24 protein-coding genes and 1 riboswitch are annotated in these 26,047 nt (G+C 73.7%); of the genes, 13 read left to right on the top strand and 11 right to left on the bottom strand.

The genetic code is table 11. The annotated features are described in order from the left end of the window. Window positions 1–75: 75 nt before the first annotated feature. The 4 genes from mmsA to KG103_RS12655 all read left to right on the top strand — a co-directional run bounded on the left by mmsA (window position 76) and on the right by KG103_RS12655 (window position 4,989). Window positions 76–1,632 carry a multiple monosaccharide ABC transporter ATP-binding protein gene (gene mmsA, locus KG103_RS12670; protein WP_207338938.1) on the top strand — a complete coding sequence of 519 codons (1,557 nt, stop codon included), beginning with the start codon at window positions 76–78 and terminating at the stop codon, window positions 1,630–1,632. Then, window positions 1,629–2,807, top strand: coding sequence for a multiple monosaccharide ABC transporter permease (mmsB, locus tag KG103_RS12665; RefSeq protein ID WP_207338937.1), 1,179 nt, complete (start codon window positions 1,629–1,631; stop codon window positions 2,805–2,807). The genes mmsA and mmsB overlap by 4 nt, the downstream gene beginning before the upstream one ends. A gap of 125 nt (window positions 2,808–2,932) precedes the next feature. Further along, window positions 2,933–4,138: an ROK family transcriptional regulator gene (locus KG103_RS12660; RefSeq protein WP_207339838.1), complete on the top strand. Its 1,206-nt coding sequence runs from the start codon at window positions 2,933–2,935 to the stop codon at window positions 4,136–4,138. A gap of 62 nt (window positions 4,139–4,200) precedes the next feature. Further along, the gene (locus KG103_RS12655) at window positions 4,201–4,989 is read left to right on the top strand and encodes an ATP-binding cassette domain-containing protein (protein ID WP_249670581.1); all 789 of its coding nucleotides are present in this window, start codon (window positions 4,201–4,203) and stop codon (window positions 4,987–4,989) included. Between the two features lie 126 nt (window positions 4,990–5,115). Here KG103_RS12655 and KG103_RS12650 read toward each other — a convergent pair whose 3' ends face one another. From KG103_RS12650 to purU, 3 genes are all read right to left on the bottom strand, one after another. After that, window positions 5,116–5,586, bottom strand: coding sequence for an aromatic ring-opening dioxygenase LigA (locus KG103_RS12650; RefSeq protein WP_207338935.1), 471 nt, complete (start codon window positions 5,584–5,586; stop codon window positions 5,116–5,118). Between the two features lie 164 nt (window positions 5,587–5,750). Beyond that, a complete protein-coding gene (locus KG103_RS12645) occupies window positions 5,751–7,202 on the bottom strand; it encodes an extracellular catalytic domain type 1 short-chain-length polyhydroxyalkanoate depolymerase (RefSeq protein ID WP_207338934.1) in 1,452 nt (483 codons plus the stop codon). Window positions 7,203–7,414: 212 nt separating this feature from the next. After that, window positions 7,415–8,281, bottom strand: a complete 867-nt coding sequence (purU, locus tag KG103_RS12640; RefSeq protein WP_249670580.1) for a formyltetrahydrofolate deformylase — start codon at window positions 8,279–8,281, stop codon at window positions 7,415–7,417. 48 nt (window positions 8,282–8,329) lie between these two features. Here purU and KG103_RS12635 point away from each other — a divergent pair, with 48 nt between their 5' ends. The 3 genes from KG103_RS12635 (at window position 8,330) to KG103_RS12625 (ending at window position 10,523) form a co-directional block, all read left to right on the top strand. Then, window positions 8,330–8,821 carry a GNAT family N-acetyltransferase gene (locus KG103_RS12635; protein ID WP_207338932.1) on the top strand — a complete coding sequence of 164 codons (492 nt, stop codon included), beginning with the start codon at window positions 8,330–8,332 and terminating at the stop codon, window positions 8,819–8,821. A 122-nt stretch (window positions 8,822–8,943) separates the two neighbouring features. Next, complete coding sequence (locus tag KG103_RS12630) at window positions 8,944–9,516, top strand: SigE family RNA polymerase sigma factor (protein ID WP_256439614.1); 573 nt, start codon at window positions 8,944–8,946, stop codon at window positions 9,514–9,516. Next, entirely contained in the window at window positions 9,513–10,523 is a 1,011-nt protein-coding gene (locus KG103_RS12625; RefSeq protein ID WP_207338930.1) for a hypothetical protein, read from the top strand. The genes KG103_RS12630 and KG103_RS12625 overlap by 4 nt, the downstream gene beginning before the upstream one ends. A 72-nt stretch (window positions 10,524–10,595) precedes the next feature. Here KG103_RS12625 and KG103_RS12620 read toward each other — a convergent pair whose 3' ends face one another. Further along, window positions 10,596–11,528: a DMT family transporter gene (locus KG103_RS12620; RefSeq protein WP_207338929.1), complete on the bottom strand. Its 933-nt coding sequence runs from the start codon at window positions 11,526–11,528 to the stop codon at window positions 10,596–10,598. A gap of 39 nt (window positions 11,529–11,567) precedes the next feature. On the opposite strand from KG103_RS12620, the gene KG103_RS12615 reads away from it, so the two are divergent. The 6 genes from KG103_RS12615 (at window position 11,568) to KG103_RS12590 (ending at window position 18,053) form a co-directional block, all read left to right on the top strand. After that, the gene (locus tag KG103_RS12615; RefSeq protein ID WP_207338928.1) at window positions 11,568–12,104 is read left to right on the top strand and encodes a MarR family winged helix-turn-helix transcriptional regulator; all 537 of its coding nucleotides are present in this window, start codon (window positions 11,568–11,570) and stop codon (window positions 12,102–12,104) included. 157 nt (window positions 12,105–12,261) lie between these two features. Next, window positions 12,262–13,761, top strand: a complete 1,500-nt coding sequence (locus tag KG103_RS12610; RefSeq protein WP_207338927.1) for a hypothetical protein — start codon at window positions 12,262–12,264, stop codon at window positions 13,759–13,761. Between the two features lie 439 nt (window positions 13,762–14,200). Then, window positions 14,201–14,290, top strand: a riboswitch (ZMP/ZTP riboswitch). Window positions 14,291–14,357: 67 nt separating this feature from the next. Continuing rightward, window positions 14,358–15,638, top strand: coding sequence for a serine hydroxymethyltransferase (glyA, locus tag KG103_RS12605; protein ID WP_207338926.1), 1,281 nt, complete (start codon window positions 14,358–14,360; stop codon window positions 15,636–15,638). Between the two features lie 14 nt (window positions 15,639–15,652). Next, window positions 15,653–16,534, top strand: a complete 882-nt coding sequence (locus KG103_RS12600; RefSeq protein ID WP_207338925.1) for a bifunctional methylenetetrahydrofolate dehydrogenase/methenyltetrahydrofolate cyclohydrolase — start codon at window positions 15,653–15,655, stop codon at window positions 16,532–16,534. 169 nt (window positions 16,535–16,703) lie between these two features. Beyond that, window positions 16,704–17,183, top strand: coding sequence for a VOC family protein (locus KG103_RS12595; protein ID WP_207338924.1), 480 nt, complete (start codon window positions 16,704–16,706; stop codon window positions 17,181–17,183). A gap of 57 nt (window positions 17,184–17,240) precedes the next feature. Then, entirely contained in the window at window positions 17,241–18,053 is an 813-nt protein-coding gene (locus KG103_RS12590) for an exodeoxyribonuclease III (RefSeq protein ID WP_207338923.1), read from the top strand. A gap of 49 nt (window positions 18,054–18,102) precedes the next feature. On the opposite strand, the gene KG103_RS12585 is transcribed toward KG103_RS12590, so the two are convergent. The 7 genes from KG103_RS12585 to KG103_RS12555 form a co-directional block, all read right to left on the bottom strand. Next, window positions 18,103–19,350, bottom strand: coding sequence for an ABC transporter permease (locus tag KG103_RS12585; RefSeq protein WP_207338922.1), 1,248 nt, complete (start codon window positions 19,348–19,350; stop codon window positions 18,103–18,105). Beyond that, complete coding sequence (locus KG103_RS12580) at window positions 19,347–20,066, bottom strand: ABC transporter ATP-binding protein (RefSeq protein WP_207338921.1); 720 nt, start codon at window positions 20,064–20,066, stop codon at window positions 19,347–19,349. Before KG103_RS12580 ends, KG103_RS12585 begins: the two co-directional genes overlap by 4 nt. After that, complete coding sequence (locus tag KG103_RS12575; RefSeq protein ID WP_207338920.1) at window positions 20,063–21,682, bottom strand: hypothetical protein; 1,620 nt, start codon at window positions 21,680–21,682, stop codon at window positions 20,063–20,065. The genes KG103_RS12580 and KG103_RS12575 overlap by 4 nt, the downstream gene beginning before the upstream one ends. A 28-nt stretch (window positions 21,683–21,710) precedes the next feature. Continuing rightward, complete coding sequence (locus KG103_RS12570) at window positions 21,711–22,697, bottom strand: hypothetical protein (protein ID WP_207338919.1); 987 nt, start codon at window positions 22,695–22,697, stop codon at window positions 21,711–21,713. A 206-nt stretch (window positions 22,698–22,903) separates the two neighbouring features. Then, the gene (locus KG103_RS12565; RefSeq protein WP_207338918.1) at window positions 22,904–24,112 is read right to left on the bottom strand and encodes an ABC transporter permease; all 1,209 of its coding nucleotides are present in this window, start codon (window positions 24,110–24,112) and stop codon (window positions 22,904–22,906) included. Continuing rightward, window positions 24,109–24,915, bottom strand: coding sequence for an ABC transporter ATP-binding protein (locus KG103_RS12560; protein WP_207338917.1), 807 nt, complete (start codon window positions 24,913–24,915; stop codon window positions 24,109–24,111). Before KG103_RS12560 ends, KG103_RS12565 begins: the two co-directional genes overlap by 4 nt. Then, a complete protein-coding gene (locus KG103_RS12555) occupies window positions 24,912–25,934 on the bottom strand; it encodes an efflux RND transporter periplasmic adaptor subunit (RefSeq protein ID WP_207338916.1) in 1,023 nt (340 codons plus the stop codon). Before KG103_RS12555 ends, KG103_RS12560 begins: the two co-directional genes overlap by 4 nt. Between the last annotated feature and the right edge of the window lie 113 nt (window positions 25,935–26,047).

Genomic DNA, 26,047 nt, shown 5'->3' with positions numbered 1-26,047 from the left:
GATCGCGCGGCCCGGCCGGTCAGCCGGCCGGGCCGCGCACCCCCAGCCCCATCACCACCACTGAACGGAGGGGTCATGGACCACAGCGACATCCTCGAGATGCGGTCCATCACCAAGACCTTCCCGGGGGTCAAGGCGCTGCAGGACGTCAACCTCACCGTGCGGCGCGGCGAGATCCACGCCATCTGCGGGGAGAACGGCGCCGGCAAGTCGACGCTCATGAAGGTCCTGTCCGGCGTGTACCCGCACGGCACCTACGACGGCGACATCGTCTTCGAGGGTGAGGAGGTCGAGTTCGGCTCGATCAACGACTCCGAGGGCCGCGGGATCGTCATCATCCACCAGGAGCTCGCGCTGGTGCCGTACCTGTCGGTCGCGGAGAACATCTTCCTGGGCAACGAGGTCCGGGGCAGCGGCCCGCTGATCGACTGGAACAAGGCCAACTCCGAGGCCGCGAGGCTGCTGGCCCGCGTGGGCCTCGCCGAGAACCCGACGACGCAGGTGTCGCAACTGGGTGTCGGCAAGCAGCAGCTCATCGAGATCGCGAAGGCGCTGTCGAAGCAGGTCAGGCTGCTCATCCTCGACGAGCCGACCGCCGCGCTGAACGACACGGACTCCGAGCACCTGCTCGATCTCCTGCGCCATCTCAAGGAGCAGGGCATCACGTCGATCATCATCAGCCACAAGCTGAACGAGATCGCCGAGATCGCCGACCGCACGACCATCATCCGCGACGGCCGGACCATCGAGACGATGGACATGTCCGAGCCGGGCTCGACCCAGGACCGCATCATCCGCGGCATGGTCGGCCGTGACCTGGAGCACCGGTACCCCGAGCGCACTCCCGCCATCGGCGACGAGGTGCTGCGCGTCGAGGACTGGACCGTGCGCCATCCCACGCAGTCGGACCGCGTGGTGATCGACGGCGCGTCGTTCACCGTGCGCGCCGGTGAGGTCGTCGGCATCGCCGGCCTGATGGGCGCGGGGCGCACCGAGCTCGCGATGAGCATCTTCGGCCGCTCGTACGGCCGTGGCATCACGGGGCGCATCTACAAGAACGGGCAGGAGATCTCCGTCCGCGACGTGGACTCCGCGATCTCCCACGGGCTCGCGTACGCCACCGAGGACCGCAAGCGCTACGGCCTGAACCTCATCGAGGACATCCGCCGCAACGTCTCCGCCGCCGGCATCCGCCGCCTCGCCCCCCGGGGCTGGGTCAACGGCAACGAGGAGATCAAGGTCGCGGAGGAGTACCGCGCGAGCCTCAACATCAAGGCCCCGACCGTCATGGCGCTCACCGGCAAGCTCTCCGGGGGCAACCAGCAGAAGGTCGTGCTCGCCAAGTGGCTCTACACCGAGCCCGACGTGCTGATCCTCGACGAGCCCACGCGTGGCATCGACGTCGGGGCCAAGTACGAGATCTACACGATCATCAACCGGATGGTCGCGGCGGGGAAGGCGGTCGTCGTCATCTCCTCCGAGCTGCCCGAGCTGCTCGGCATCTGCGACCGGATCTACACCCTGGCGTTCGGGCGCATCACCGGTGAGGTGCCCGTCGCGCAGGCCACCCAGGAGCGGCTGATGGAGCTCATGACCATCGAGCGCGAGACAGCAAAGGACCTTGCATCATGACGGCCATCGCCGGCTTCGGAGACATGGTGACGCGGAACCTCCGCCAGAGCGGGATCTTCATCGCGTTCGTGATCATCGTGCTGATGTTCTCGCTGATGAACTCGAACTTCCTCAGCCCGGGCAACCTGACGAACATCGTCCTGCAGTACTCCTACATCCTCATCCTGGCCATCGGCATGGTCATGGTGATCGTGCTGGGTCAGATCGACCTGTCCGTCGGGTCGGTGGTCGCGCTCACCGGCGCCGTGGCGGGCGTGCTGGTCATCCGGCACGGTGCGCCCTGGTGGATCGGCGTGCTGGCTGCGCTCGTCGTCGGCGTCCTGGTCGGCATGTGGCAGGGCTTCTGGGTGGCCTACGTCGGGATCCCCGGGTTCATCGTCACCCTGGCCGGCATGCTGCTGTTCCGCGGCATGACGTACCGGGTCCTCGACAACGTCTCGCTGTCGCCCTTCGGTGGCACGTACTACGACATCGCCAACGGGTTCTCCACGAACGGCTGGTTCGGGGGCTACGGGGTCGACGTCTTCACGCTGGTGATCTTCGCGGTGGCCGTGGCCGGGTACGCCGTCAGCCAGTGGCGCACGCGCCGCGGGCGCATCGCGTACCAGCAGGTCGTCGAGTCCATGCCGATCTTCGTCGGCAAGATCGTCGCCGTCGGCGTCGTCGTCATGTGGTTCGGGTACCAGCTCGCGCAGTACCGCGGCCTGCCGAACGTGCTGATCCTGCTCGCGGTGCTGATCATGGCGTACTCCGTCATCACGCAGCGCTCGGTCTTCGGCCGGCACGTCTACGCGATCGGTGGCAACCTCAACGCCGCGCAGCTGTCCGGCGTGAAGGTCCGCGTCGTGACCTTCTGGACCTACGTGAACATGGGTCTGCTCGCCGGTGTCGCGGGTGTCGTGTACTCCTCGCGCATGAACGGCGCGCAGCCGAGCGCGGGCAACATGTTCGAGCTCGACGCGATCGCCGCCGCGTTCATCGGCGGGGCGTCGACGACCGGTGGCGTGGGCCGCGTGACGGGCGCCATGACCGGTGCGCTGATCATGGCCGTCATGAGCAACGGCATGCAGCTGATGGGCGTGCCGCAGTCGATCCAGCAGATGGTCAAGGGCCTCGTGCTCCTCCTGGCCGTCGCCTTCGACGTCTGGAACAAGCGTCGCGCCGACGCGCGCTGACGCCACGACGGGCCCGTGCCGGCAGCGCCGGCGCGGGCCCGTCCCCATCCGTGCACCGCGGCGCGGGGTCGATCGGCCCCGTGACCGCGGTGCCGCCAGTAGGCTCGGCCGACGTGAGGGGACCGATGTCGGGATCGCAGTCGTCCCTCCGGGGCGCCAACCGCGCTCTCGTCGTCGAGACGGTCAAGCGGTACGGCGGCCTCACCCAGGTCGAGCTCACGGCCGCGACGGGCCTGTCGCCCGCCACCGTCAGCTCGATCGTCAAGGAGCTGCTGGCCGCCGGTGTGGTCGACACCCGCAGCACCATCCGCTCCGGGCGGCGCGCGCAGCTGGTCACCATAGCCCGACGCACCGGGCTGGCCGCGGGCGTCGACGTCGGTCGGCGCCACCTGCGGGTCGCGCTCGCGGACGTCACGCGCGAGATCGTCGCCGAGCAGACCCTGCCGCTGCCCGCCGAGCACCGCGCCGACACCACGCTGGACCGTGCGGCTCTGCTGGTCGTCGACCTCCTGGAGCGTCTGGGCGCCTCGCTCGACGACCTGCTGGGGCTGGGCGTCGGGCTCCCGGCGCCGGTCGAGCCCGGCACGGGTCTCGTGACGGTGCGGGGGGTGCTGCGGGGCTGGGACGAGGTCCCCGTCGTGCACGTGCTGGCCAAGCGGCTCGCCAAGCCGGTGCTGGTCGACAACGAGGCCAACCTCGGCGCGCTGGCCGAGAGCAGGTTCGGTGCCGCCCGTGGCTACCAGGACGTCGTGTACGTGTCCGTCGGCACGGGGACCGGTGCCGGCATCGTGCTGTCCGGGCACCTCCACCGGGGGTTCGGCGGCACGGCGGGGGAGATCGGGCACGTCCAGGTCGACCCGCAGGGACGCATCTGCCGGTGCGGCTCGCGCGGCTGCCTGGACACCGTGGTGGGGTACCCCGCGCTGGTCGAGCCACTGACCGAGACGCACGGCGCGCTGACCATCCGTGACGTGGTGCAGCGCGCCGCGGAGGGTGACCCGGGGTGCCGGCAGGTGGTGGCGGACGCCGGCGCGGTCATCGGTGGGGTCGTGGCGGGCATGGCCATGGTCGTCAACCCGCAGTGCGTCGTCGTGGGTGGTGAGCTCGCGCAGACCGGGGACGTGCTGGTGCAGCCGATGCGTGAGGCGATCGCGCGCCGGGTGCCGCTCAACCAGGTGGCCACGCTCGACGTCGTCCCCGGTGAGCTGGGGGTGCGGGCGTCCGTGCTCGGCGCGCTCGCGATGGCGCTCGAGGCCACGGACCAGGCCGCCGTGAGCGGTGCACCGGACATCGCCGACCACTCGGACACCCCCGCCGGAGGCGGCTCATGACGAGGTTTGACGCGCCCCTGGGCGAGGGTTTCACTGGTCCTCACGTGCGCGACGGAGGGCAGGTGGTCGGGACCGTGGGTGTCGGCAGACGGACGCCGGTGCTGTCGTTGCGTCAGGTGTCCAAGCGGTTCGGCGCGGTCGAGGCGCTGGTGGACGTGGACCTCACCGTGCACCCGCACGAGGTCGTCGCGCTGGTGGGTGACAACGGTGCCGGCAAGTCGACGCTCGCCAAGGTGGTCTCCGGGGTCGTGCAGCCCGACGCGGGCCTGATCGAGATGGGCGGGGAGCCGATCACCATCGGCTCGCCGTCCGACGCCCACCAGGCAGGTGTCGCGACGGTCTTCCAGGACTACGCGCTGTGCGAGAACCTCGACGTCACGGCCAACCTCTTCCTGGGCCGCGAGCTGCGCGAGCACTCGCTCATGCGGGACGGCGAGATGGAGCGCGTCGCCCGCGGCATCCTGCGGGACCTGACGAGCCGGATCCCGTCCGTGCGCACCCCGATCGGCCACCTGTCCGCGGGGCAGCGGCAGACGGTCGCGATCGCCCGCACCCTCATCGGCTCGCCCCGGCTGGTGATCCTCGACGAGCCGACCGCGGCGTTGTCCGTCGCGCACACGGCCGAGGTGCTCACGCACATCCAGCGCCTGCGTGAGCTGGGCCTGGGCGTCGTGCTGATCAGCCACAACCTCAACGACGTGCGCGCGGTCGCCGACCGCATCGAGGTGCTGCGCCACGGCCGCAACAACGGGTCGTTCGACGCCCGCTCGGTCACCCAGGAGGAGCTGCTCGCGGCGATCACGGGAGCCACGCAGGTCTCCCGGACGCACCCGCTCGACGCCGTGCTCTGACCTCGACGGCATGCTCTGACCTCGACGGCATGCTCTGACCAGGAGCGGCGGGGCGCGACGGCCCCGCACGACGCCTCGGACGAGGCGGGTGCGGGCGGCACCGCGCACGCCCGCACCCCGCGGCGCTCAACCGGCCGACGCGCTGCGCAGACCCAGCCCGCCCAGGACGAACCCGGTCCCGATGCCGACGAGCGCGAGCGCGACACCGAACGCGATGACCGACGTGATGAGCGAGGCGCGCAGGAACGTCCCGGTCGCGACGGCCTGGCGCTGCGGGTCCTCGCGGTCCATCTCGGCGTAGGTCAGCCCGCCGGTCATCTCGTCCAGGTCGGTGCGGATCACCTCGGCCTGGGCCCACGCCGTCCAGGGCGTCACCACGGGCGACCCCGCGAACGCCGCGGCGTTGTCGGAGACGACGATCTCCTCCTGCGCGAGGCCCTGGGCGATGCCACCCCAGGTGGCGACCCCGGCGAGGGCCATGACGATCCCGAGGGCGGTGAGGAGCGTGCCCAGCAGGCGGGTGCGGCGGGCGGCGCGGGGCGCGGGCGCCGTGGTGGCGCCGGAGGATGCGGCAGTGGGTGCGACGTCGGCGGACATGGGACTCCCCTTCGATCGGTAGCGTCGGTGCCGAGAGGCGCCGGTGCCACCCACCGTGGTGGATGAAATCTCAAGGAGATATGAGACGAAACGATTTGCGAGTCCGGCCCTGCGCGCCGCGGGCCCGGGCCGCAGCCCGGGACCCGCGGGAAACGGTGCGCGCGTCAGGCGACCGCGCAGGTCACGCCGTTGAGGGTGAACGCCGTCGGTGCCGTGTTGGTACCGGTGTGCGACCCGTTGAACCCGATCTGCACGGAGCCGCCGGGCGGGATCGACCCGTTCCAGGGGGCGTTGGTCGCCGTGACCTGGCTGCCCGTCTGGGAGACCGTGCTGCTCCACGACTGCGTCACCTGCTGCCCCGAGGGGAACGACCACCGCAGCGTCCAGCCGTCGACCGGGGTGCTCGACGTGTTGCGCACCGTGAGGTTCGCCGTGAAGCCGGTGTTCCACTGGTTGACCGCGTAGGTCACGGCGCACCCGCCCACGGCCGGGGTGGGGCCGGGCGTCGGCGTCGTGCCGGGCGAGGGGGTCGTGGTCGGCGTCGGCGTGACGGTGGGACTCGGTGTCACGGTCGGTGTCACGGTCGGCGTGGGGGTCACGCTCGGGGTGGGCGTCACGCTGGGCGTGGGCGTGGGCGTCGGCGCCGCCTGGTCCAGCCCGAAGAACGCGATCGCCGCGGCCGCGTCGACGGGCAGGTTGTGCGACGTGCCCTGCAACCGGTTGGTCTCCAGCGGGGCCTGCGTCCCGGTGCCGCCGTAACGGGCGCGGGTGCGGTTGGAGCCGATGGTCTCCGTGGACGCGGGCGTCGCGCTCACGCCCAGCACGTTCGTCCACTGCTTCACGGCCTCGGTGAAGTTCTGGAAGTTCAGGGTCTCGTCGTTCGTGCCGTGCCAGAGCTGCACGCGCGGGCGCTTGCCCGTGTACCCCGGGTAGGTCGCACGTGCGAGGTCGCCCCACTGCTGGGCGGTGAGGATCCGCCGGCCCTGCGCGCAGTCGCTGTTCCAGCCGGCCTGCGCGCTGGTGCCGGGGGCCGCGCCACCGGTCGAGAAGCACGTCGCGGGGACCCCGGCGAACGCCGACCCGGCGGCGAAGACGTCGGGGTACTCCGCCAGCAGCAGCTGGGTGGTCATGGCACCGGAGGAGACGCCCGTGACGAACACGCGCGACGTGTCGGTGGTGTACCGCTGCTGCACGTACCGGACCATCTGGACGATGCTCTGCGGGTCGCTGCCGCCGTCACGCGTCATGGCGGCCGTCGACGAGACGTCGAAGCAGTTGCCGGGCCGGTTCGTGCTCGGGTAGATCGCGATGAACCCGTGCTGGGAGGCCAGCTCGTCGAACTGCGAGCCGTTGTACATCGCCTGCGCGCTGCCCGTGCAGTAGTGCACGACGACGAGGACCCCGGGGGTCGCCGCGAGGCGGTCGGGGACGAACAGGTTCATCCGCAGCCCGCCGGGGTTGCTGCCGAACCCGGACACCTCGACGAGCGAGGCGGCCTGCGCGGGCGGGGCGGTCGCGAGCTGCGCCGCGCCGGTCAGCGCGAGTGCGAACGCGGTGCCCAGGAGCCCGGCGCGCACGGCGGTGCGGCGACCCGCGCCGCTGCGGAGTGTTCTCATCGTGTCCTCCTGGCCCGGCCGGGCGCGGCAGTGCGCGCGGCGCAGTCGACGCGACCCGGCGAACGATTGCCGGGCCGTCGAGCCGAGCATGTCCCTGCCGCGGGGCCACCGCACGCCCCGAAACGCTTCGCACGCGCCCGTCCCTCCGGGCGGACGTGGGCGAACGATCGAGCCGGCCTGCGACGCGCGCCGGCCGGGCCCCGTGGGTCGCGTCAGCGGAAGACGATGGTCCGGTTGCCGTCGAGCAGCACGCGGTGCTCGGCGTGCCACCGGACCGCCCGCGCCAGCGCCCGCCGCTCGACGTCCTGGCCCAGCGCGACGAGGTCCTGGACGGCGTGCGTGTGGTCGACGCGCTCGACGTCCTGCTCGATGATCGGTCCCTCGTCGAGGTCCCCGGTCACGTAGTGGGCGGTCGCCCCGATGAGCTTGACGCCCCGCTGGTGCGCCTGCGCGTACGGGCGCGCGCCCTTGAACGACGGCAGGAAGGAGTGGTGGATGTTGATGACGCGGCCCTGCAGGCGCCGGCACAGGTCGTCCGAGAGGATCTGCATGTACCGCGCGAGCACCACCAGCTCGACGTCGAGCTCCTCGACCAGCGCGAGCAGCTGCTCCTCGGCGGCCGCCTTGGTCGCGGCCGTCACGGGCACGTGGTGGAACGGGATGCCGTAGAAGTCCGCCATGGGCCGCAGCAGGTCGTGGTTCGAGACCACCGCGACCAGGTCGATGGGCAGTGCCTCCGACCGCTGCCGGAACGCCAGGTCGTTGAGGCAGTGGGCGGTGGTCGACACCATGACGAGCGTGCGCACGGGCCGCCCGGCGACGTCCAGCTGCCAGGCCATCTCGAACCGCGCGGCCAGCCGCGTCAGGTCCGCCCGCAGCTGGGTCACCGGCACGTCGGTCGTCACCTGGACCCGCATGAAGAACAGCCCCGACAGCGGGTCGCCGAACTGCTGCGACTCGGTGATGTTGCCCCCGTGCTCGGCCAGCAGGCCGGCGACGGCCGCGACGATGCCGGGGCGGTCGGGGCACGACAGGGTCAGGACGAGGTGCGTCGGGTCGACGGGCGAAGTGGAGGACACGAGGTCCGAGAGTAGTGCGCGGGCGCCGCGGGCTGACACCATGGCGCCATGACGGCCCTCGACATCCGCCCGGTCACCGTGGACGACGCGGGTGAGCTGCTCACGCTGCGCCGCGCCGCCTTCGTCACCGAGGCGCAGCAGTACGGCGACCCGAACATCCCGCCGCTGACGCAGACGCTCCGTGAGCTCGAGGAGGACCTGCGCGCGGACGGGGTCATCACGCTCGGCGCGTGGTGGGGCCACCGGCTCGTCGGCTCGATCCGCGTGCTGGTCGAGGGGACCAAGGCCACGCTCGGCCGGTTCGCGGTGGCGCCCGACCTGCAGGGCAAGGGCATCGGGACCGAGCTGCTCTCGGCGATCCTGCCGACGCTGCCCGACGGCATCGAGGAGGTCTGGGTCTTCACCGGCCGCGACTCCCTGCAGAACATCGCGCTCTACAACAAGGCCGGCTACGAGCACCAGCACGACCGGACGGCCGGCGACCTCACCTACGCGTACCTGCGCAAGCTCCTCGGCGACGGCGAGCCCGTCCAGGCCTGAGCCGCACCCGGAACGATCCCGATGCCCCGCGGCGCAACCTTCGTGGGGCGTCAGGCGTGTAAGGGGTGTGAGGGCGTCGAGACCGGCGTCCGTGGAGAGCGAGCCGGGAGGGCACCGTGCCGGTGGAGCAGGACGCGACCGAGTCCGTCGCGACGCTGCCGCCGGCAGGTCGCGGCCGCGACGAGGAGTTCGCCGCGTTCATGACCGTGGCCGCGCCGTCGCTCGCCCGCACGGCGTGGCTGCTCTGCGGCGACGCGCACCAGGCGGACGAGCTCGTGCAGCAGGCGCTCGTGCGTACCTACCTGGTCTGGGACCGCGCCCGTGAGCGCGAGCCCTTGGCGTATGCACGTCGCGTGCTGGCGAACCAGCGGATCTCGACGTGGCGCCGGCGCCGTCGTGAGGTGCTCCTCTCGACGGACCGGTTGCCGGAGACCGGTGTCGCCGACGCCCAGGACGTGCACGCGGACCGGGACCGGCTGGTGCGGGCGCTGGCGCTGCTCACGCCGCGGCAGCGTCGGGTCGTCGTGCTGCGACACCTCGAGGGGTTGACCGAGAAGGAGGTCGCGGACGACCTCGGCATCGCGGTGGGAACGGTGAAGTCGACCGCCTCGCGCGCGCTGCGGCAGCTGCGTGAGGCGATGGGCGAGGACGGCGGTGCCGCTCCGGCGGGCGCGCAGGACGGAGGTGTGGGGTGACCGCGGACGAGGACATCGCCCAGCAGCTGCGCGACCGGGTGGAGAGGGTCGTCCCGCAGGTCGTGGTCGACGTGCGGAACGTCGTGCCGCGAGCGCGCCGCCGCCGCGCGGTGACGTGGGGCACGAGTGCGGCGATCGTCCTGGTCGCGGTCGTCGGGACAGTCTGGGGGGCGTCGGGTGCGGGGCTGCCCCAGGTCGTCCCCGCGGTGCCGGACGGCGGGACCCCCGCACCGAGCGCGTCGCCGGACGCCGTGGGGGCGGCCGCGCTCGTCCCGCCCGCCGTCGCGACGGTCGCGGACGACGGCACGGTCACGGGCGTACCCGGCGACCCCTGGGACGGCGACGCCGCGTACTGGTACGTCCTGGCCGAGAAGCGCACGGGTGAAGAGGTCCCGCCGGGCCCGGGCTCGCGGTCGGAGCACATCGACGAGCGCATCGAGTGGTGGACGAGCCGCGAGCGTCCGGGGCTGCTGGTCATCGACGGCGACCTGGGCCGGGCCATCGGTCTGGGGCCCCTCGACGTGCTCAGCGGCACGTACCTCCTGGACGGTGTGCGGTACGACGCCCTGTCGGACCCGAGGTCGCTGCCGACCGACCCCGTCGACCTCACGCGCGCCATCGCCGACGCCCTGCCGACGGACGGACCGTCTCGTGACGACGCCCTGTTCGAGCAGGTGATCGAGGAGCTCTCCCATCGCGGCGGCCTGCTGCGCCGCGACCTGCGCGACGCGTACTGGGGGGTCGCGGCCCTCGTCCCGGGGACGACGTCGAGCACCGGCCAGGACTCGCGCGGCCGGGCAGGCGAGGTGCTGCGGCGCACCGCGGCCGACGGCACGCAGGCGTTGCTGGTCCGTGACCCCGCGACGGGTCTGCTGCTCGAGAGCCGGTCGCCGCAGTACGACGAGCGGACGCTCTTCCTCGAGCAGCGGCCGGTGGAGGGGACGCCCGTGGCGCCGTCGCTCGAGCCGCTCGGCTGCGAGTCGTGGGCGGTGTGCGCGCGGGGGTGAACCGGCGCGGTGGCGGGCGGGACCTCCGCGCCGGCGTCGGCCGGGCCGCCGGGTGGCGCACCGGCCCGTGGCTCAGCGGCCCACCGGCGTGAGCTGCGCCGGCGGTCTCACCGGGCCGTGGTCGCGGCCGGGTGCCGCGCGTCGGCCGCGCAGCCGTGCCTGGAGCGAGGGCTGACCCAGGAGCACGGCGGCGAGGACGGCCACGACGCCGAGCGTCTGCAGCCCGGTGAGGCGCTCGCCGCCGAGCGTGAGCCCGACGACGACGCCGGTGACGGGGTTGAGCAGCCCGACGAGCCCCACGGCGCTCGCGGGCAGGTGGCGCAGCGCGGTGAACCACGCGACGTAGGCCAGCGCGGTGGCGACGAGCGACAGGAACGCCAGCCCGAGCCAGCCGCGACCGTCGAGCGCCGGGGGAGCGCCCTCGACCACGACCGCGACGGGCACCAGCAGCAGCCCGCCGGCCACCAGCTGCCAGGACGTCGTCGTCAGCACGTCGACGTCGTCCTTCCACCGCGTGGCCAGGACGAACCCGACGGACGACATGACCATCGCGGCGGCGCCGGCGAGCACGCCGAGCGGGTCGATCCGCACGCTCCCGGTGACGAGCATCGCGACGACGCCGGCGAACCCGAGGCCCGCCCCGGCGAGCGACGCGACCCGCGGGCGCTGGCCGAGCAGCGGCCAGGCCACGAGCACGAGCGCGAACGGTGACACGGCCATCACCGTGGAGGCCACGGACGTGGGCAGGCGCTGGGCGGCGACGTACACGAGCACGAAGAACGCGCTCATGTTGAGCGTGCCGAGGACGAGCGACCGCCACCACCAGGCGCCGCGGGGTGCGCGGCGGGCGAGGGCGAGCAGGACCAGCCCCGCGGGCAGCGCGCGCAGCACCGAGCCCCACAACGGGTGGGTCGCGGGCAGGGTGTGCGCCGTGACGAAGTAGGCCGCGCCCCAGGTGACGGGTGCGACGGCGGCGAGCAGCGACCAGCGCCAGGTATTTTCCATGGAAGACAAAATGTCTGACGGGGAAGATATATTCCGGGGGTGGACAGGCCCGATCCCGTGCGCGGCGACGACGCACCCGACCGCCTCGACCTGATCGCTCAGGCGTGGCACCGGGAGCGCCCCGACCTCGACCTGCAGCCGCAGCAGGTGATCGGGCGCCTGCACCGCGTCGCCCGGCACCTCACGGAGGAGCTCGTCACGGTCTACGAGCGGCACGGCCTGACCGAGGGCGAGTTCGACGTCCTCGCCACGCTGCGTCGGGCCGGGGCGCCGTACGAGCGCTCGCCCGGTGACCTCGCCCTCCACACGCTGGTCACCAGCGGCGGCATGACCAAGCGCATCGACCGGCTGGAGCAGGCCGGGCTCGTCACGCGACGCGTGAGCGACAGCGACGCCCGCGCCCGCGTCGTCGCCCTCACCGCGCGGGGTCGCGAGGTCATCGACGCCGCGTTCGCCGACCACATGGCCAACGAGCGTCGACTCGTCGACGTGCTGACGCCGGCGCAGGCCCACGGGCTCGAGGACGCCCTGCGCACCTGGCTCGCGGCGCTCGAGGAGCCGCCGACCACCGCGTGAGGCGGCCGTGCACCCGACGGGTGCCGCGGCCGCCTCACGCGGTGCGGCGACCTCGCGCATGAGCCGCGCCCGCAGGCGCGGCCGCCGCCCGGGGCCCGTGCGTCACCGATGACGGTTATGCGCTCAACCGGGGGGTACGTCCTGCCGATGCCAGGGTGTGACGCGTGCCCCGGCCTCCTCGTCCCATCCCCTCGACGGGGCGGCCGGCGCCGACCGTCGGGAGCTGTCGAGCGCGTGGGCGCTCGCCGCCGAGGACGTCGACGACGTACCGCTGGCCGCGGCGCTGTGGTCGCAGGTCGACGACCCGCGCGGCACGTCCGGGCGCGCCCGTCTCGCGCTGCTCGCCGGCGACGCCGCTGGTGCGCTCGCGCTGCTCGAGACGGCCGGCGTGGCCGACGTGCCGGCGGACGGCCCCCGCAACGTCGACCACCTCGTCGTGCTCGGGTGCCGCGCGGCGCTCGGCCGCCAGGACGAGCTGTCGCGCCTCGTGGCCGCCGGCTCGACGCTCCCGGCGCAGGTGCGGCTCACCTACCTGTACGTGCTCGGTGCCGCCGCCGAGGGTGCAGGTCAGCAGGCGCTCGCGGACGACGTGTGGCTCAGCGTCGTTGCGGACCACGGCGTGCGCACGCCCCACGCCCTGAGCCGGTGCGTCGCGGCGTGGGTGCAGGGGCGTCGCGGCACCGACCCGCGCGCGCTCGTCACACGGGTGGCCCAGGGGGCGCACGAGCTGGTCGGGGCGGTCCCACGCCCCTGGGAGGACGTCGCGACGCTCGAGGCGACGACGCGCCTGCTCGTGGCGCGGGGCGACGCCGCCGGTGCGGCCCTGCTGACGGCCGCGGTCTGTCGCCTGGGTCCGAGGAGCGAGGCGCTCGACGCCCTGGAGGCCGCGCACGCGCCGCGCCGCCGGATCTCGCAGCGCGTCGTCCCGTTCCTGGTGCTCGTGGTCGCGCTCGGGCTCTCCATGGTGCTGGTCCGGCACGGGCTGCCCGGCATGATCCTCGGGGCTGCCGCGATCCGGGCGTCGCGGCGCTGGTGGCCACCGGTGCACGGCATGTCCGTGGCCGACGGCCGCGCCTGGGACGCCCTCGTCGCCCTGCGGTTCGACGAGAGGTCCGGTCAGCCGCAGGAGAACCTGACGTCGCTGCGCCTGCTCCCTTCGCTCGGCGCGGTGTGCGGCCTCGGGGTCGGCGTGCCGCTCGGTGTGTGGTGGGGCCAGTGGGCGCTCGACCCCGTGCACGGCGTCCCGGTGCAGGTCGCGGGCGTCGTGTTCGGCCTGTGCTGGCTGGTCGTCCCGTCGCTCGCGGTGTGGGCGGGGGTGCGCGCGGACCGGGAGCGTCGCCGACGTGCGGCGGCCCGCACCCGCGCCGAGGTGGACGCCGCCGAGCTCGAGCAGGCCGCGACCTGCCGGTGCTGGCAGGTCTCGGCCCTCGTGGGGCGCTTCGCCGAGCGGTACGCGACGTCCCATCTCGGCGTGGCGACCGGTGTCCTCCCGGTCGCGGGGCGGGCGGCGTCCGTCCGGGTCTGCCCGCTGTCCGGCATGCGGTGGCTGGCCACCGCCTCGCTCGGCGGTGCCGGCGTGGTGCTGCTGCGCGGGCCGGGGCCGGGCCCCGTCGCCCCGGCCGCGCCCGCCGCGCCCGGCACCGGCGGGTACATCTGACGTGCCGCCCGCACGGCTCGCACCCGCGGACGCGGGACACGAGGCGGCCGACGCCCGCCCGGGCGACGCGGACGAGTGCGTCGACCTCACCCTGAGCGGCGACCTCACGTGGACGGTGCGGCGGGGCCCTCGTCGCCTGGTGGTCCGGGGTCCGTCTGGACGACGCGTGGCTCGACGTCGAGGTCCGCACCGCGTGCAGCGACGACGTGCACGGGGTCCACGTGGCCGTGGGGGGAGGGCGGCGACGTCGGGACCGGCGAGATGCATGTCGGCCACGGCGACGGCATGCCCCTCTGGCCGTTCGCGTTCCACCCCGACGTGGGTGGCGTGGGGGGGGGGGCATCGGTGCCGGGCCGACCGTCGACCACGGGCCGCGCGGCGCGCTCGTGGGCGGCGTCCCGTGGACGCGACGCCCGCCGCGCGTGGCACGTTGCTAGGCTGTCCCGGTCGCGACTGGCGCAGCAGGTGGGTCACCACCGGGGAGCGACGCAGCAGCTGGACCAACGGGTCGGACGCCTGGGCCCTCGGTCGCCCCACACCCGACGTGTGCGGTGCGCCGGACGCCCGCACAGTTGACTGCGACAGGAGCCCTTCGTATGAGCGAGAACGTGCTCGACCAGAACATCTCCGACCTCGACCCCGAGATCGCCGCCGTCCTCGACGGTGAGCTGGCCCGCCAGCAGAACACCCTCGAGATGATCGCGTCGGAGAACTTCGTGCCGCGCGCCGTCCTGCAGGCGCAGGGCTCCGTGCTGACCAACAAGTACGCCGAGGGCTACCCGGGCCGCCGCTACTACGGCGGCTGCGAGCAGGTCGACATCGCCGAGACCATCGCGATCGACCGTGCCAAGGCCCTGTTCGGCGCCGAGCACGCCAACGTCCAGCCGCACTCGGGCGCCACGGCCAACGCCGCGGTGCTGCACGCGCTCATCAACGCCGGCGACAAGATCCTCGGCCTCGACCTGGCGCACGGCGGGCACCTCACGCACGGCATGCGCATCAACTTCTCGGGCAAGCTCTACGACGTCGCCGCGTACGGCGTCGACCCGCAGACCTTCCGGGTCGACCCCGAGGCCGTGCGCAAGGCGGCCCTCCAGCACCGGCCCGACGTGATCATCGGCGGCTGGTCGGCGTACCCGCGCCACCTCGACTTCGCCGCGTTCCGCGAGATCGCGGACGAGGTCGGCGCCAAGCTGTGGGTCGACATGGCGCACTTCGCCGGCCTGGTCGCCGCGGACGTGCACCCGTCGCCCGTGCCGTACGCGGACGTCGTGTCGTCCACCGTGCACAAGACCATCGGCGGCCCCCGCTCCGGCTTCATCCTCAGCAAGGGCGAGTACGCCAAGAAGATCGACTCCGCGGTGTTCCCGGGCCAGCAGGGCGGCCCGCTCATGCACGTGATCGCCGCCAAGGCCGTCGCGTTCAAGATCGCCGCGGGCGAGGACTTCAAGGCGCGTCAGCAGCGCACCATCGACGGCGCGCGCATCATCGCCGACCGCCTCACCGCCCCGGACGTGGCCGCGGCCGGCGTCTCTGTGCTCACCGGCGGCACCGATGTCCACCTCGTGCTCGTCGACCTGCGCCACTCCACGCTCGACGGCCAGCAGGCCGAGGACCTCCTGCACTCCGCGGGCGTCACGGTCAACCGCAACGCGGTGCCCTTCGACCCGCGCCCCCCGCGCGTCACGTCCGGCCTGCGCATCGGCACGCCCGCGCTGGCCACGCGCGGCTTCGGCGACGCGGAGTTCACCGAGGTCGCCGACATCATCGCCACCGCACTGGTCGAGGGCACGTCGGCCGACGTCGAGGCGCTGGCCGCCCGGGTGCGCAAGCTGACCGAGGCGTTCCCCCTGTACCCCGGCCTGCAGCAGTACTGAGCGGCGGCCCACCGATGACCGCTCAGAAGCTCGACGGCAGCGCCACGGCCGCCGCCATCAAGGCCGACCTCACCACCCGCGTCGCGGCGCTGGCCGCGCGCGGCGTGGTGCCCGGGCTCGGCACGCTGCTCGTCGGCGACGACCCCGCCTCGCGCTGGTACGTCAACGGCAAGCACAAGGACTGCGCCGAGGTCGGCATCGCCTCCCTGCGTGAGGAGCTGCCCGCCGACGCCACGCAGGCCGACATCGAGGCCGCCGTGCAGCGGCTGAACGACGACCCGTCCTGCACCGGGTACATCGTCCAGCTGCCGCTGCCGCAGGGCATCGACACGCACCGCGTGCTCGAGCTGGTCGACCCCGAGAAGGACGCCGACGGCCTGCACCCGATGAACCTCGGGCGGCTGGTGCTGCGGGTCAACGACGAGATCACGTCGCCGCTGCCGTGCACGCCCGCGGGCATCATCGAGCTGCTCGAGCGGCACGACGTCCCGCTGCGCGGGGCCGACGTCGTCGTCGTGGGGCGCGGCGTGACCGTGGGCCGGTCCATCGGCCTGCTGCTCACGCGGCGCGCCGTCAACGCCACGGTGACGCTCACCCACACGGGCACCGAGGACCTCGCGGAGCACACGCGCAACGCCGACGTCGTCATCGCCGCGGCGGGCGTGCCGAGCATCATCACCTCGGAGATCGTCAAGCCGGGCGCCGTCGTCGTGGACGTGGGCGTCTCGCGCGTCGAGGACCCCGAGACGGGCCGCAGCCGGATCGTCGGCGACGTCCACCCGAACGTCTGGGACGTGGCGTCCTGGGTCTCGCCCAACCCCGGCGGGGTCGGGCCGATGACCCGCGCGATGCTGCTGGCCAACGTCGTCGCCACCGCGGAGCGCCAGGCAGGCTGACGTCGTCGTCGCACGCCCACGGGCCCGGGTCGCACGTCGACCCGGGCCCGTCGGCGTCGTGGGGACCGGCCTCCCCGGACGCGGGACGCGGGCCGGCAGGTGCCGGGCGATGAGTCGGGGGGACGGCACCGGTCCGTACGGGGGTACGCGCCGACGAGAGGAGCCCGTCATGGGCATGGTCCGGTCCCACCTGTGGTTCGCCGAGCGGGGTCACGAGGCCGCGCAGTTCTACGTCTCCGTGGTACCGCGGTCGCGGATCACCCGCGTCCAGCACGCGCCGGCCGGCGTCCCCGACGTCGCCGAGGGGGAACCCTTCCTCGTCGAGCTGGAGCTCGACGGGCACGCCGTGACGATCCTCACGGCCGGTCCGCAGTTCACCCCCGACGAGGCGTTCTCGTTCGTGCTGGGCGTGGAGACCCAGGAGGAGGTCGACCACTACTGGGACGCACTCGTGGCCGGCGGCGGGGTGCACAGCCAGTGCGGCTGGCTCAAGGACCGGTACGGGGTGTCCTGGCAGGTCGTGCCCACGGCGCTCGACGAGATCATGTCGCGACCCGATGCCGCGGGCGTGGCGCGGGCCACCCAGGCGATGCTGAGGATGCAGAAGCTGGAGATCGCGCCGCTGGAGGCCGCCTACGCGCAGGGGTGACGAGCGCGACGTCGTGGTGGCGGCGGTGGTGCCGGCGGGGTGGGGCAGGATGGCTGCGTGCTCCGCGTCGCCACCGTCAACGTCAACGGCATCCGGGCCGCCTTCCGCCGCGGCATGGGGGAGTGGCTCGACGTCCGCAAGCCCGACGTCCTGCTGCTGCAGGAGGTGCGCGGCTCGGACGAGATCCTCGCCGACCACCTGCCGCCCGGTGAGTGGCACCTGGCGCACGAGGCGGGGCACGCCAAGGGACGCGCCGGGGTGGCGATCGCGTCGCGCCTGCCCATGAGCGCGGTCCGCATCGGGCTCGGGACGGGTGTCACCGGCGACGCCGGGCGGTGGGTCGAGGCCGACCTCGAGGTGCCGGCCGAGGGGGAGCACCCCGCGCGGACGCTCACGGTGGCGTCCGCCTACCTGCACTCCGCCACGGCCGGCGCGCCGTCGATGGACGAGAAGCACGCGTTCCTCGCGCACGTGACCGCGCGGCTCGAGGCGCTGGTGGCCGCCGACGGGCTCGCGGTGGTCGCGGGCGACCTCAACATCGCCCACCGCGAGGTCGACATCAAGAACTGGAAGGGCAACCTGAAGAAGGCCGGGTTCCTGCCCGAGGAGCGCGCGTACCTGGACCGGTGGTTCGACGGGCTCGGCTGGCGGGATCTGGGCCGCGACCTCGGTGGTCCCGGACCGGGGCCCTACACGTGGTGGTCCTGGCGGGGTCAGGCCTTCGACAACGACGCCGGGTGGCGCATCGACTACCAGCTGGCGACGCCCGCGCTCGCCCGGGCAGCCCGCACCGCCGTGGTGGACCGGGCGGAGACGTACGCCGCGCGGTTCAGCGACCACGCCCCGGTGGTCGTGGAGTACGACCTGTGACGACGCGCCGTGCCGACGGCGTCGTCACGGCCCGGGCCGTGCGCCCCGGTCAGACGCCCCCGCGCAGGGCCGAGATCGGCTCGATCGAGGCCGCCTTCATCGACGGGTAGAGCCCGGCCAGCAGCCCGATCAGCCCACCGGAGAGCGCCGCCACGGCGACCATCCGCAGGTCGAGGATCGGCGTCCACCGGGACGCGGCGGACACGGCGGTGACCACGGCGACGCCGAGGGCCGCGCCGACGAGGCCACCAAGCATGCCGACGACCACGGACTCGACCATGAACTGCGCGGCGATCTGGCGCCGGGTCGCGCCGAGCGCGCGCCGCAGGCCGATCTCGCCGACGCGCTCCAGCACCGACAGCAGGGTCACGTTCGCGATCCCCACCCCGCCGATGAGCAGCGCGACACCGCCGAGCGCCAGGAAGATCGCGCTGATGTCGGCCTGCACGCTGCGCTGCACGGCCGAGCCCCCGGTCGGCACGGCCACCTTCACCGCCTCGGGCGCGTCGGGGCTCAGGGCGGTCGGCAGCTGCGAGCCGACGACCGGTCCGGCACCCACCTGCAGGTGCAGGTGGAGCTCCTGCGGCACGGTCAGGCCCAGGTCGGCACGCGCGGTCCCGTTCGGCAGGATCACCGCCGACAGCAGGTCGGTGCGCCGCACCACGTCGTCGACGACGCCGATCACCTGGTACGCGCGCTCGCCGATGAAGATCGACGGCTGCCGGTCGACCCGCACGACGCCGAGACGCTCGGCGGCGTCCGCCCCGAGCACCACGACACGGTCGCCTCGTTGGTCGTGGCCGGCGTCGAAGTAGCGGCCCTGCACCACGCGCCCGTCGAGCGCGGCCAGTGCACCGGCGCTCGTGGCCATCACGGGCGTGCTCGCCGTCCGTGACGCGGACGGGTCGTGGACCGGGACGGCCGTGACCTCCAGCCCGTCGACCTCGATCTCGGACACCAGGCCGGCGGCCTCGACGCCGTTGAGGCGCTCGGCCCGCGCGGGCGCGTCCCAGGGCAGCGCGCCGAGCGCGAGCTCGTCGCCGCCGGCGGCCCTGCTGGTCGCCGCCTCCGCCGCGCCCTGCGTGGCGGCGACCGCGTCGAACTGCTTGTTGATCTGCCCGGCCGCGGTCTGCGCCAGCCCCACCGTCACCACGACGGACGCGATGCCCAGCACGGTGCCGAGGATCGTCAGCATCAGCCGGCCCGGTCGTGCGCCGATCCCGGCGGCGGCCTCCGCGAGGAGGTCACCCGCCCCGAACCGGTCCGTGCGCGGCACGTGCTGCGCGACGGCGGTCACGTGATCTCCCGCAGGTGGCCGTCGGTGATGCGCACGCGCCGCTGGGCGCGTGCGGAGACCTCGTCCTCGTGCGTGATGACCAGGAGCGTCAGGCCGTCGGCGTGCAGCTCGTCGAAGAGCTCGAGCACGGCGGCCGAGCTCTCGGAGTCGAGGTTGCCGGTCGGCTCGTCGGCCAGCAGGACGCGCGGCTGCGACACGACGGCGCGGGCGACGGCTGTGCGCTGGCGCTCCCCGCCGGACAGGACCGTGGGGCGGAAGTCGAGCCGGTGGCTCAGCCCCACGCGGTCCAGCGCCTCGGCCGCCCGGTCCCGCCGCTGGGTGCGCGGGACGCCGCTGTAGAGCGTCGCGAGCAGCACGTTCTCCAGCACCGTGGCGTGCGGCAGCAGGTGGAACGCCTGGAAGACGAACCCGATGTGCTGGGCCCGGAGGGCGGCCCGCTCCCGCTCCCCGGCCTGCGCCGTGGGGATCCCGTCGACCAGGTACTCCCCGCTCGAGGGCCGGTCCAGCAGTCCGAGGAGGTTGAGCAGCGTCGACTTCCCGGAGCCTGACGGGCCGACGACCGAGAGGTACTCCCCGGCGCGGACCTGCAGGTCAGCGGGATGCAGGGCGTTCACCGGCGGGTCGCCGGGGAACTGCCGGGCGGCCCCCCGCAGCTCCACGACCGGGGGGACCGCGTCGGTCGCACCGTCGGCGCCGAGGAGGTCGAGCACGGTCACGCGTCCTCCTCGGCGTCCGGGTCCGACCCGTCGGCCGGTGTGCCGTCGTCGGACGGTCCCTCCTGCGGGGAGATGCCGACCACGACCAGGTCACCGGCCTCGATCGGATCCTGCGACCCGGCGATCTCGACGTAGCCCGACGCGGCCAGGCCGGTCGTGACCTCGACGAGCCGGCTCCCGCCGTCCGCGACGAGCTCGAGCCGACTCTCACCGCCCGGTCCCGCGGTGAGGGCCGCCAGCGGGACGGCCAGCACCTCCCCGTCGGTCGAGCTGACCGGGATCCGCACCCGCACGTTGGTGCCCTGCACGGCGGCCAGCTGCTCGGGTGTCAGCTCACCGACGCTGAGGACGACCCGGCGGCGCTCGCCGGTCGGCGCGGTGCCGCCGCCCGAGGTCGTCTCCTCCTTGTCCGCGCCGGCCTTCGGGGCCGTGATCTCCGCGACCGTCACGGGGACGTCGGTGCCGTCGACGGCGACCGTGCCCACCGTGCCCGGCACCAGCAGCTCGGCGTCCGCGCGCGAGGCCGACGCGGTGATCTGGACCGTCGCCCCCGACAGGCTCATGAACTCGCCCTGGACGATCCCGCCCCGCTCCACCTCGACGGCGTCCACGCGCCGCGGCAGCGACGGCAGGTAGACGACCTCGGTCGCGGGCAGCGGCGTCATGGCCTCGGCCTGGGCCTTCGCCAGGGTCTCGCGCGCGGCGGTCAGCGCGTCGCGCGCGGCGCGCACCGCCTCGCGCTCGGCGGTGGTGTCCGGCCCCACGTCCGCGGCAGCGCGTGCGGCCCGGGCGGTGGCCAGGGCCGCTTCGGCCTCCACCCGTGCGGGCGGGGAGCAGTCGACGACGCTCTCGGCGTCCTCCGCCGGCGGGGCGGCGCACTGCTCGGTGAGGTACGCCAGGCGCGCCTCCGCGACCTGCACGTCCCCGTCGAGCGCCGCCACCGGCGTGCCCGCCGCTGCCCGCCCGGCGGCTGACAGCCCCGCCTCCGCGGCGCGGACCGACGCCTGCGCACCGGTGACGGCCTCCTGCGCGCCCTCCACCGCCTGCTGGACCTCCGGGCCGGCGGTGGGCGCCTCGTAGCCCACCTTCTGGTACAGCGCGCGCACGCCGGCCGCCGTCGCGGCGTCGTACGTCGCGCCGCCCGGGTCGCCGCCGTCGAGACCGACGGCGCGCAGCGCGTGCTTGAGCTGCTGCACGTCCGGCCCCGAGACGCCCGAGCGCAGGGTCCGGTACGTCGGCAGCTCCCCGGGCAGGACGATCACGGGCCGACCGACGACCTCGAGCGCGACCGAGGCAGCCTCGACCGTGGCACCGACCTCCTTGACCTGACCCGTGACGACGGCGGGTCCGCCGAGGTCGCCCGTCTCCATGGCGAGGTCGACCGGGTCGTCGTACCCCACGTCACCCCGCAGCAGGACCTCGTTGGCGATGACCCGGCTCTCGACCGGCACCGTGATGGGGCCGGCGGTCGGTGCTGCGGCGTTCGCGGCGGCCTGCCCCGGCGAGACGATCAGCCGGGACAGCAGCAGGCCGAGCGCGAGGCAGACGACGGCGACGACCGCCATGACGACGATGGTGCGCCGCCCGCCGGAGACGTGCGTGGAGACCCTGCTCATGACGTCGCCCCCCGTGCCGCTGCGGCCGTCACTCGCTCGGGGTGCTGCCACCCGTGGCGGCCTCGAGCTCCGCCCCGTACTTGTCCCAGAGCCGCTTCTCGAGCTCCAGGTTCGCGACGTCGTAGGCCTTGTCGTAGCCCGTGGAGGAGCGGCACTCGTAGTCCGCGGGCGCGAGGGTCAGCTCCTGCTCGCGCAGCTCGGCCTCGGCGGCGGGGTCGATCTCGTACGCCGCGGGGTCGAGCTCGTCGGGGTCGGCGTCGGGGTCGTACGCCGGCAGTGCCTGGTACAGGGCGTCCCACTGGTCGTAGACGCTCTGCTGCGCCTCGTCGGGGCCGGCGAAGTCGAACCCGGCCTCGGCCATGCACGCGGACCACTTCTTCTCCGCCTCGGCGAGCTCAGGGTTCGCGTCCGCGAGCCCCTCGTACTCGCGCTGCATCTCGTCCCAGAAGGACTCCAGCGCCGGGTTCGACCAGATGTCCTGGTCGTACACCTCGTGCTGGGCCTTGCCGTTGCAGCCCTGCTCCTCCCAGCCCGGCATGTTGGTGCCCTCCGGGTCCGCCGCGTAGTCGTAGTCCGCCATCGCCCCCATCAGCGCCTCGTAGTAGGCGGCCTGCTCGCTCTCGGACATCGCGGCCACGTAGTCCTCGTTGGGGTCGACCCATTCCTCGCCGCTCCCGTACAGCTCGTCGCTGAAGGTGACCCCGTACCCGTACTGCTCGGCGAACTCCTTCGTGTCCATCTCCGGCGCGTCCTCGGCCTCGCCCCCGGCCATCGGCTCGGCAGGCGCGTACTCGAAGCCCTCCTCGGCCATGCACGCCGCGACGATCTCCTCGGCCTCGCGCTGCTGCCGCTCGTAGTCCTCGCCCTCGTACGAGCCGCCGACCTTCTCGAACCACGCGCTCAGCGGTCCGGTCGCGTCGTCCGACGGGGCGTCGGACCCGCCTGCGGTGCAGCCGGCGAGGACGAGTGCCGCGACGGCGAGGCTGAGGACGGGGAGGCCGGGGGTGCGACGCATCGGCGTGCCTTTCTCGGGGGTCGATGACGAGAGTCAGGGCACTGTCGACGAGCGCCGTGGCCGACGATAGCCAGGGCGTCGTGGGCGCCGGGTCGGGCGCGAGGATGACGTGAGGACGACGTGGGGAGGACAACCCTCGAAAGGTTGGGCTACCGGGGTCTGATCCTGTGCGGGTCCTGTGACGCGTGCCCGCCCGGGCGGCCTCGTCAGTACCGGATCGCGTCGATCACCTTGACGCGGACCGCCACGGTGGCGGGCAGGAGCCCCGCCAGCGCGCCGACCCCCGTCGCGCACACCATCCCGATGACCGCCGCGGACACCGGGAACGGTGGCATGTCCTGGATCCCGCCGCCGAAGAGGAAGTCGACCGGGATGTTCTTGACCACCGCGACGGCGAGCACGACGCCGACCAGGCCGGCCACGACGGTCGCGACGACCGACTCCATGAGGACCCCGAAGAAGATCCGGCCGGACGTGGCGCCGAAGGACCGGCGGATGCCGATCTCGCGGATGCGGTGACGGACGGTGACCAGGGCGATGTTGACCAGGCCCAGCCCGCCGAGGAACAGCGCGAAGGCGCCCACCCCGAGCGCCACCCACCGTGCCGCACCGTCCAGGCCCGACGAGCCGGTCGTCCGGTTGTCGCCGATCTGCACCTCCCACCCGGGCAGCGCCGCCATGACGTCGCGCCGCAGGCGGGGCGCCAGGTCGTCGGCCGCCTCGGGCGGCACCCACACCTTCAGCGACGGGACGGTCGGCCCCCACTCGGGCTCGGCCGGCGTGTACCAGCGCGCGAGCTGGTCGTGGAGGACGTACGCCGACGGCCCCTCGCCCTGCCACGCCTTCGGCGTGACCCCCACGATCGTGGCCAGGACCGGCGACGCGTCGCCGAGCAGGACCGTCGGGCGGCTCGCCAGCCCGGAGACCCCGAGGGAGTCCAGGAACGCCTCGTTGACGACGACGACGGGGGCGAACGTCTCGACGTCGGCCTCCGTGAACCACCGGCCCTCGGCCACCCCGATGCGCTGCATGGTGCCCAGGTCGGGGTCGACGACACGTGTCTCGGTGGGCCGCGTCCCGTCGGGGAAGCGGAACGGCACCTGCGTGTACATGTCCCGGCTGGCGTAGGTGATGCCGTAGCGCTCGAGCGCCGTCGCGTAGGCCGCGTCCAGCGCCCCGGTGTCCGCCTGCAGGTCGGGGCTCATGGCCCACGCGTCGACGCTCAGCGTCACCTGCCGGCCGTTGAACCGCTCGTCCTGCTCCGTGAAGCCCTGCGCGAGCATCTGCACGGCCGCTGTCACGGCGGTGATGGCGGTGACCGCCGCGGCCACCCCGACCAGGGCGAGCAGGACGCGCATCTTGTGCAGGCGGAGCTCGTCCCAGGCCTCGACGACCGCCCCGACCAGCCCGCTCACGGGTGCACCTGCGCCGGGACGGACGGGCCGAGCTCGGGGACACCCCGCACGGCGCCGGGCAGCGCCCGCGCACCGGGCAGCGTGGGCACGTCCCCGACCCACTCGTGGCCGGCTCCGCCCAGGTCGACGGGCACGAGCACCCCCTCGGTCAGCCGGTAGTGGCGCTGCGCCCGGGCGGCGACCGCCAGGTCGTGGGTGATGGTGACCAGCGCCGCGCCCGTGATCGACGCGATCTCGTCGAGCAGGCCCATGACCTCCTGGCCGGTCTCGACGTCCAGCGCACCGGTGGGCTCGTCCGCGAGGATCACGCGGGGTCCGCGGACTAGCGCCCGCGCGATGGCGACGCGCTGCTGCTCGCCACCCGACAGCTTCTCGGGCATGGTGTCGAGCCGGTCGCCCAGCCCGACGCGGTCGAGCATCTGCGCCGCGAGCGTCCGCCGGTGCCAGAACTGCCGGCCCCGGGCGTACATCAACGGCGCGGCGACGTTCTCCAGCGCGGTGCGCCCGGCCAGCAGGTTGAACTGCTGGAACACGAACCCGAAGTCCTCGCCCCGCCGGCGCGTGCGCTCGCGGGCGGACAGCCGGCCGATGGGCGTGCCCTCGAGCAGGTACTCGCCGTCCGTCGGGGCGTCGAGCAGGCCGAGGATGTTCAGGAGGGTCGACTTGCCGGTGCCGGACCGCCCCACCACGGCGACGTGCTCGCCGGTGTCCACGCTCAGCGTCACGCCGCGCAGGATCTCCAGCAGCCGGTCGTCGGGCAGGCGGACGGACCGGGTGACCCCGGTCAGCTCCAGGAGGCTCATGCGCAGACCGCCGGGTCGAACTGCGACGGGTCGGCGCAGTCGACCTCGCCCTCGTCGGCGGGCACCGGGACGAACTGCATGACCAGGTCGCCGAGCGCCAGGCCCTCGGTGATCTGCACGACCTGGCCGTCCGTCAGGCCGAGCCCGACCTCGCGCTGCTCCGGCTCGGCGCCCTCGGCCGCGACCACCCAGACGTTGCCGCGCTGCACGGTGCCCTGCACGGCGCTGACGGGGACGACCACCGCGTCGGGGGCCGTGCCGTTGACGATCTCGAGGTCCGCCCCCAGCCCTGGGAACGCGGTCACGTCGCCCGGCAGCGAGCACGCGATGGTGCCGGAGGGGGTGGTCGTGGTCTCGGTCTCCGTGTCGCCCGGCGTCGAGGGCTGCGCGGCGGCGCCGATCCGCAGCCCGCTGCAGGTGAACGGAGCCGGCCCGCCCTTGAGGGTCACCTGCGCCTCGGCCGGTGCGCCCACCAGCCGGTACTGCTGGTCCGGCGTCAGGGTCCCGGAGACCGACAGGGTGCCGGGGGAGACCTGGCCGACCGTGTCGCCGACCGAGACGACCTGGTCCTTGAGGGTCGGCATGGCGAGCGTCCCGGCGACCGGCGCCGTGACCTGCTCGACGACCACCTTGGGCTTGCGCTCGGTCACGGTGGTCTCGCCCGTCGTGGGGTCGGTCCGGGTCAGCGGGTCCTGCGGCGTCTCCTGCCGGATCTCGAGGACGGGCGTGCCGGCTTCGACCCGCGCACCGTCGGCCACCAGCACCTTGGACACCGTGCCGGCCAGCGTCGCGCGCACGGGCACGGCCGGGTCCGCGACGACCGAGCCGCGGACGGTCACCGCGTTGGTGATCGTCGCGGTCGTCGCCTCGACGGTCGGTTCGACCACCTGTCCGGTCGGCTCGGCCCCGGACGCGTCGGTGCTGACGTCGGCACCCGCGAACGCGATGCGGACCAGCGCCACCGCGATGACGGCCCAGATGATGATGCGCAGGGTGGGAAAGACGTAGCGACGGACCACTGCGGTGAGCTCCTCACGTCGGTGCCGGGGACGGCACCACGACTGCGGGACGCCTCGACCCTGGGGAGGCTAGCGAGCAGCCCGTGGACGTCGCGTCAACCTGCGGGAGGACG

It is taken from the genome of Cellulomonas wangleii, assembly GCF_018388445.1.
GTDB classification, from domain to species: domain Bacteria; phylum Actinomycetota; class Actinomycetes; order Actinomycetales; family Cellulomonadaceae; genus Cellulomonas; species Cellulomonas wangleii.
The sequence above is the reverse complement of the archived record's forward strand: the minus strand, read 5'-3'. Positions and strand labels throughout refer to the sequence as shown.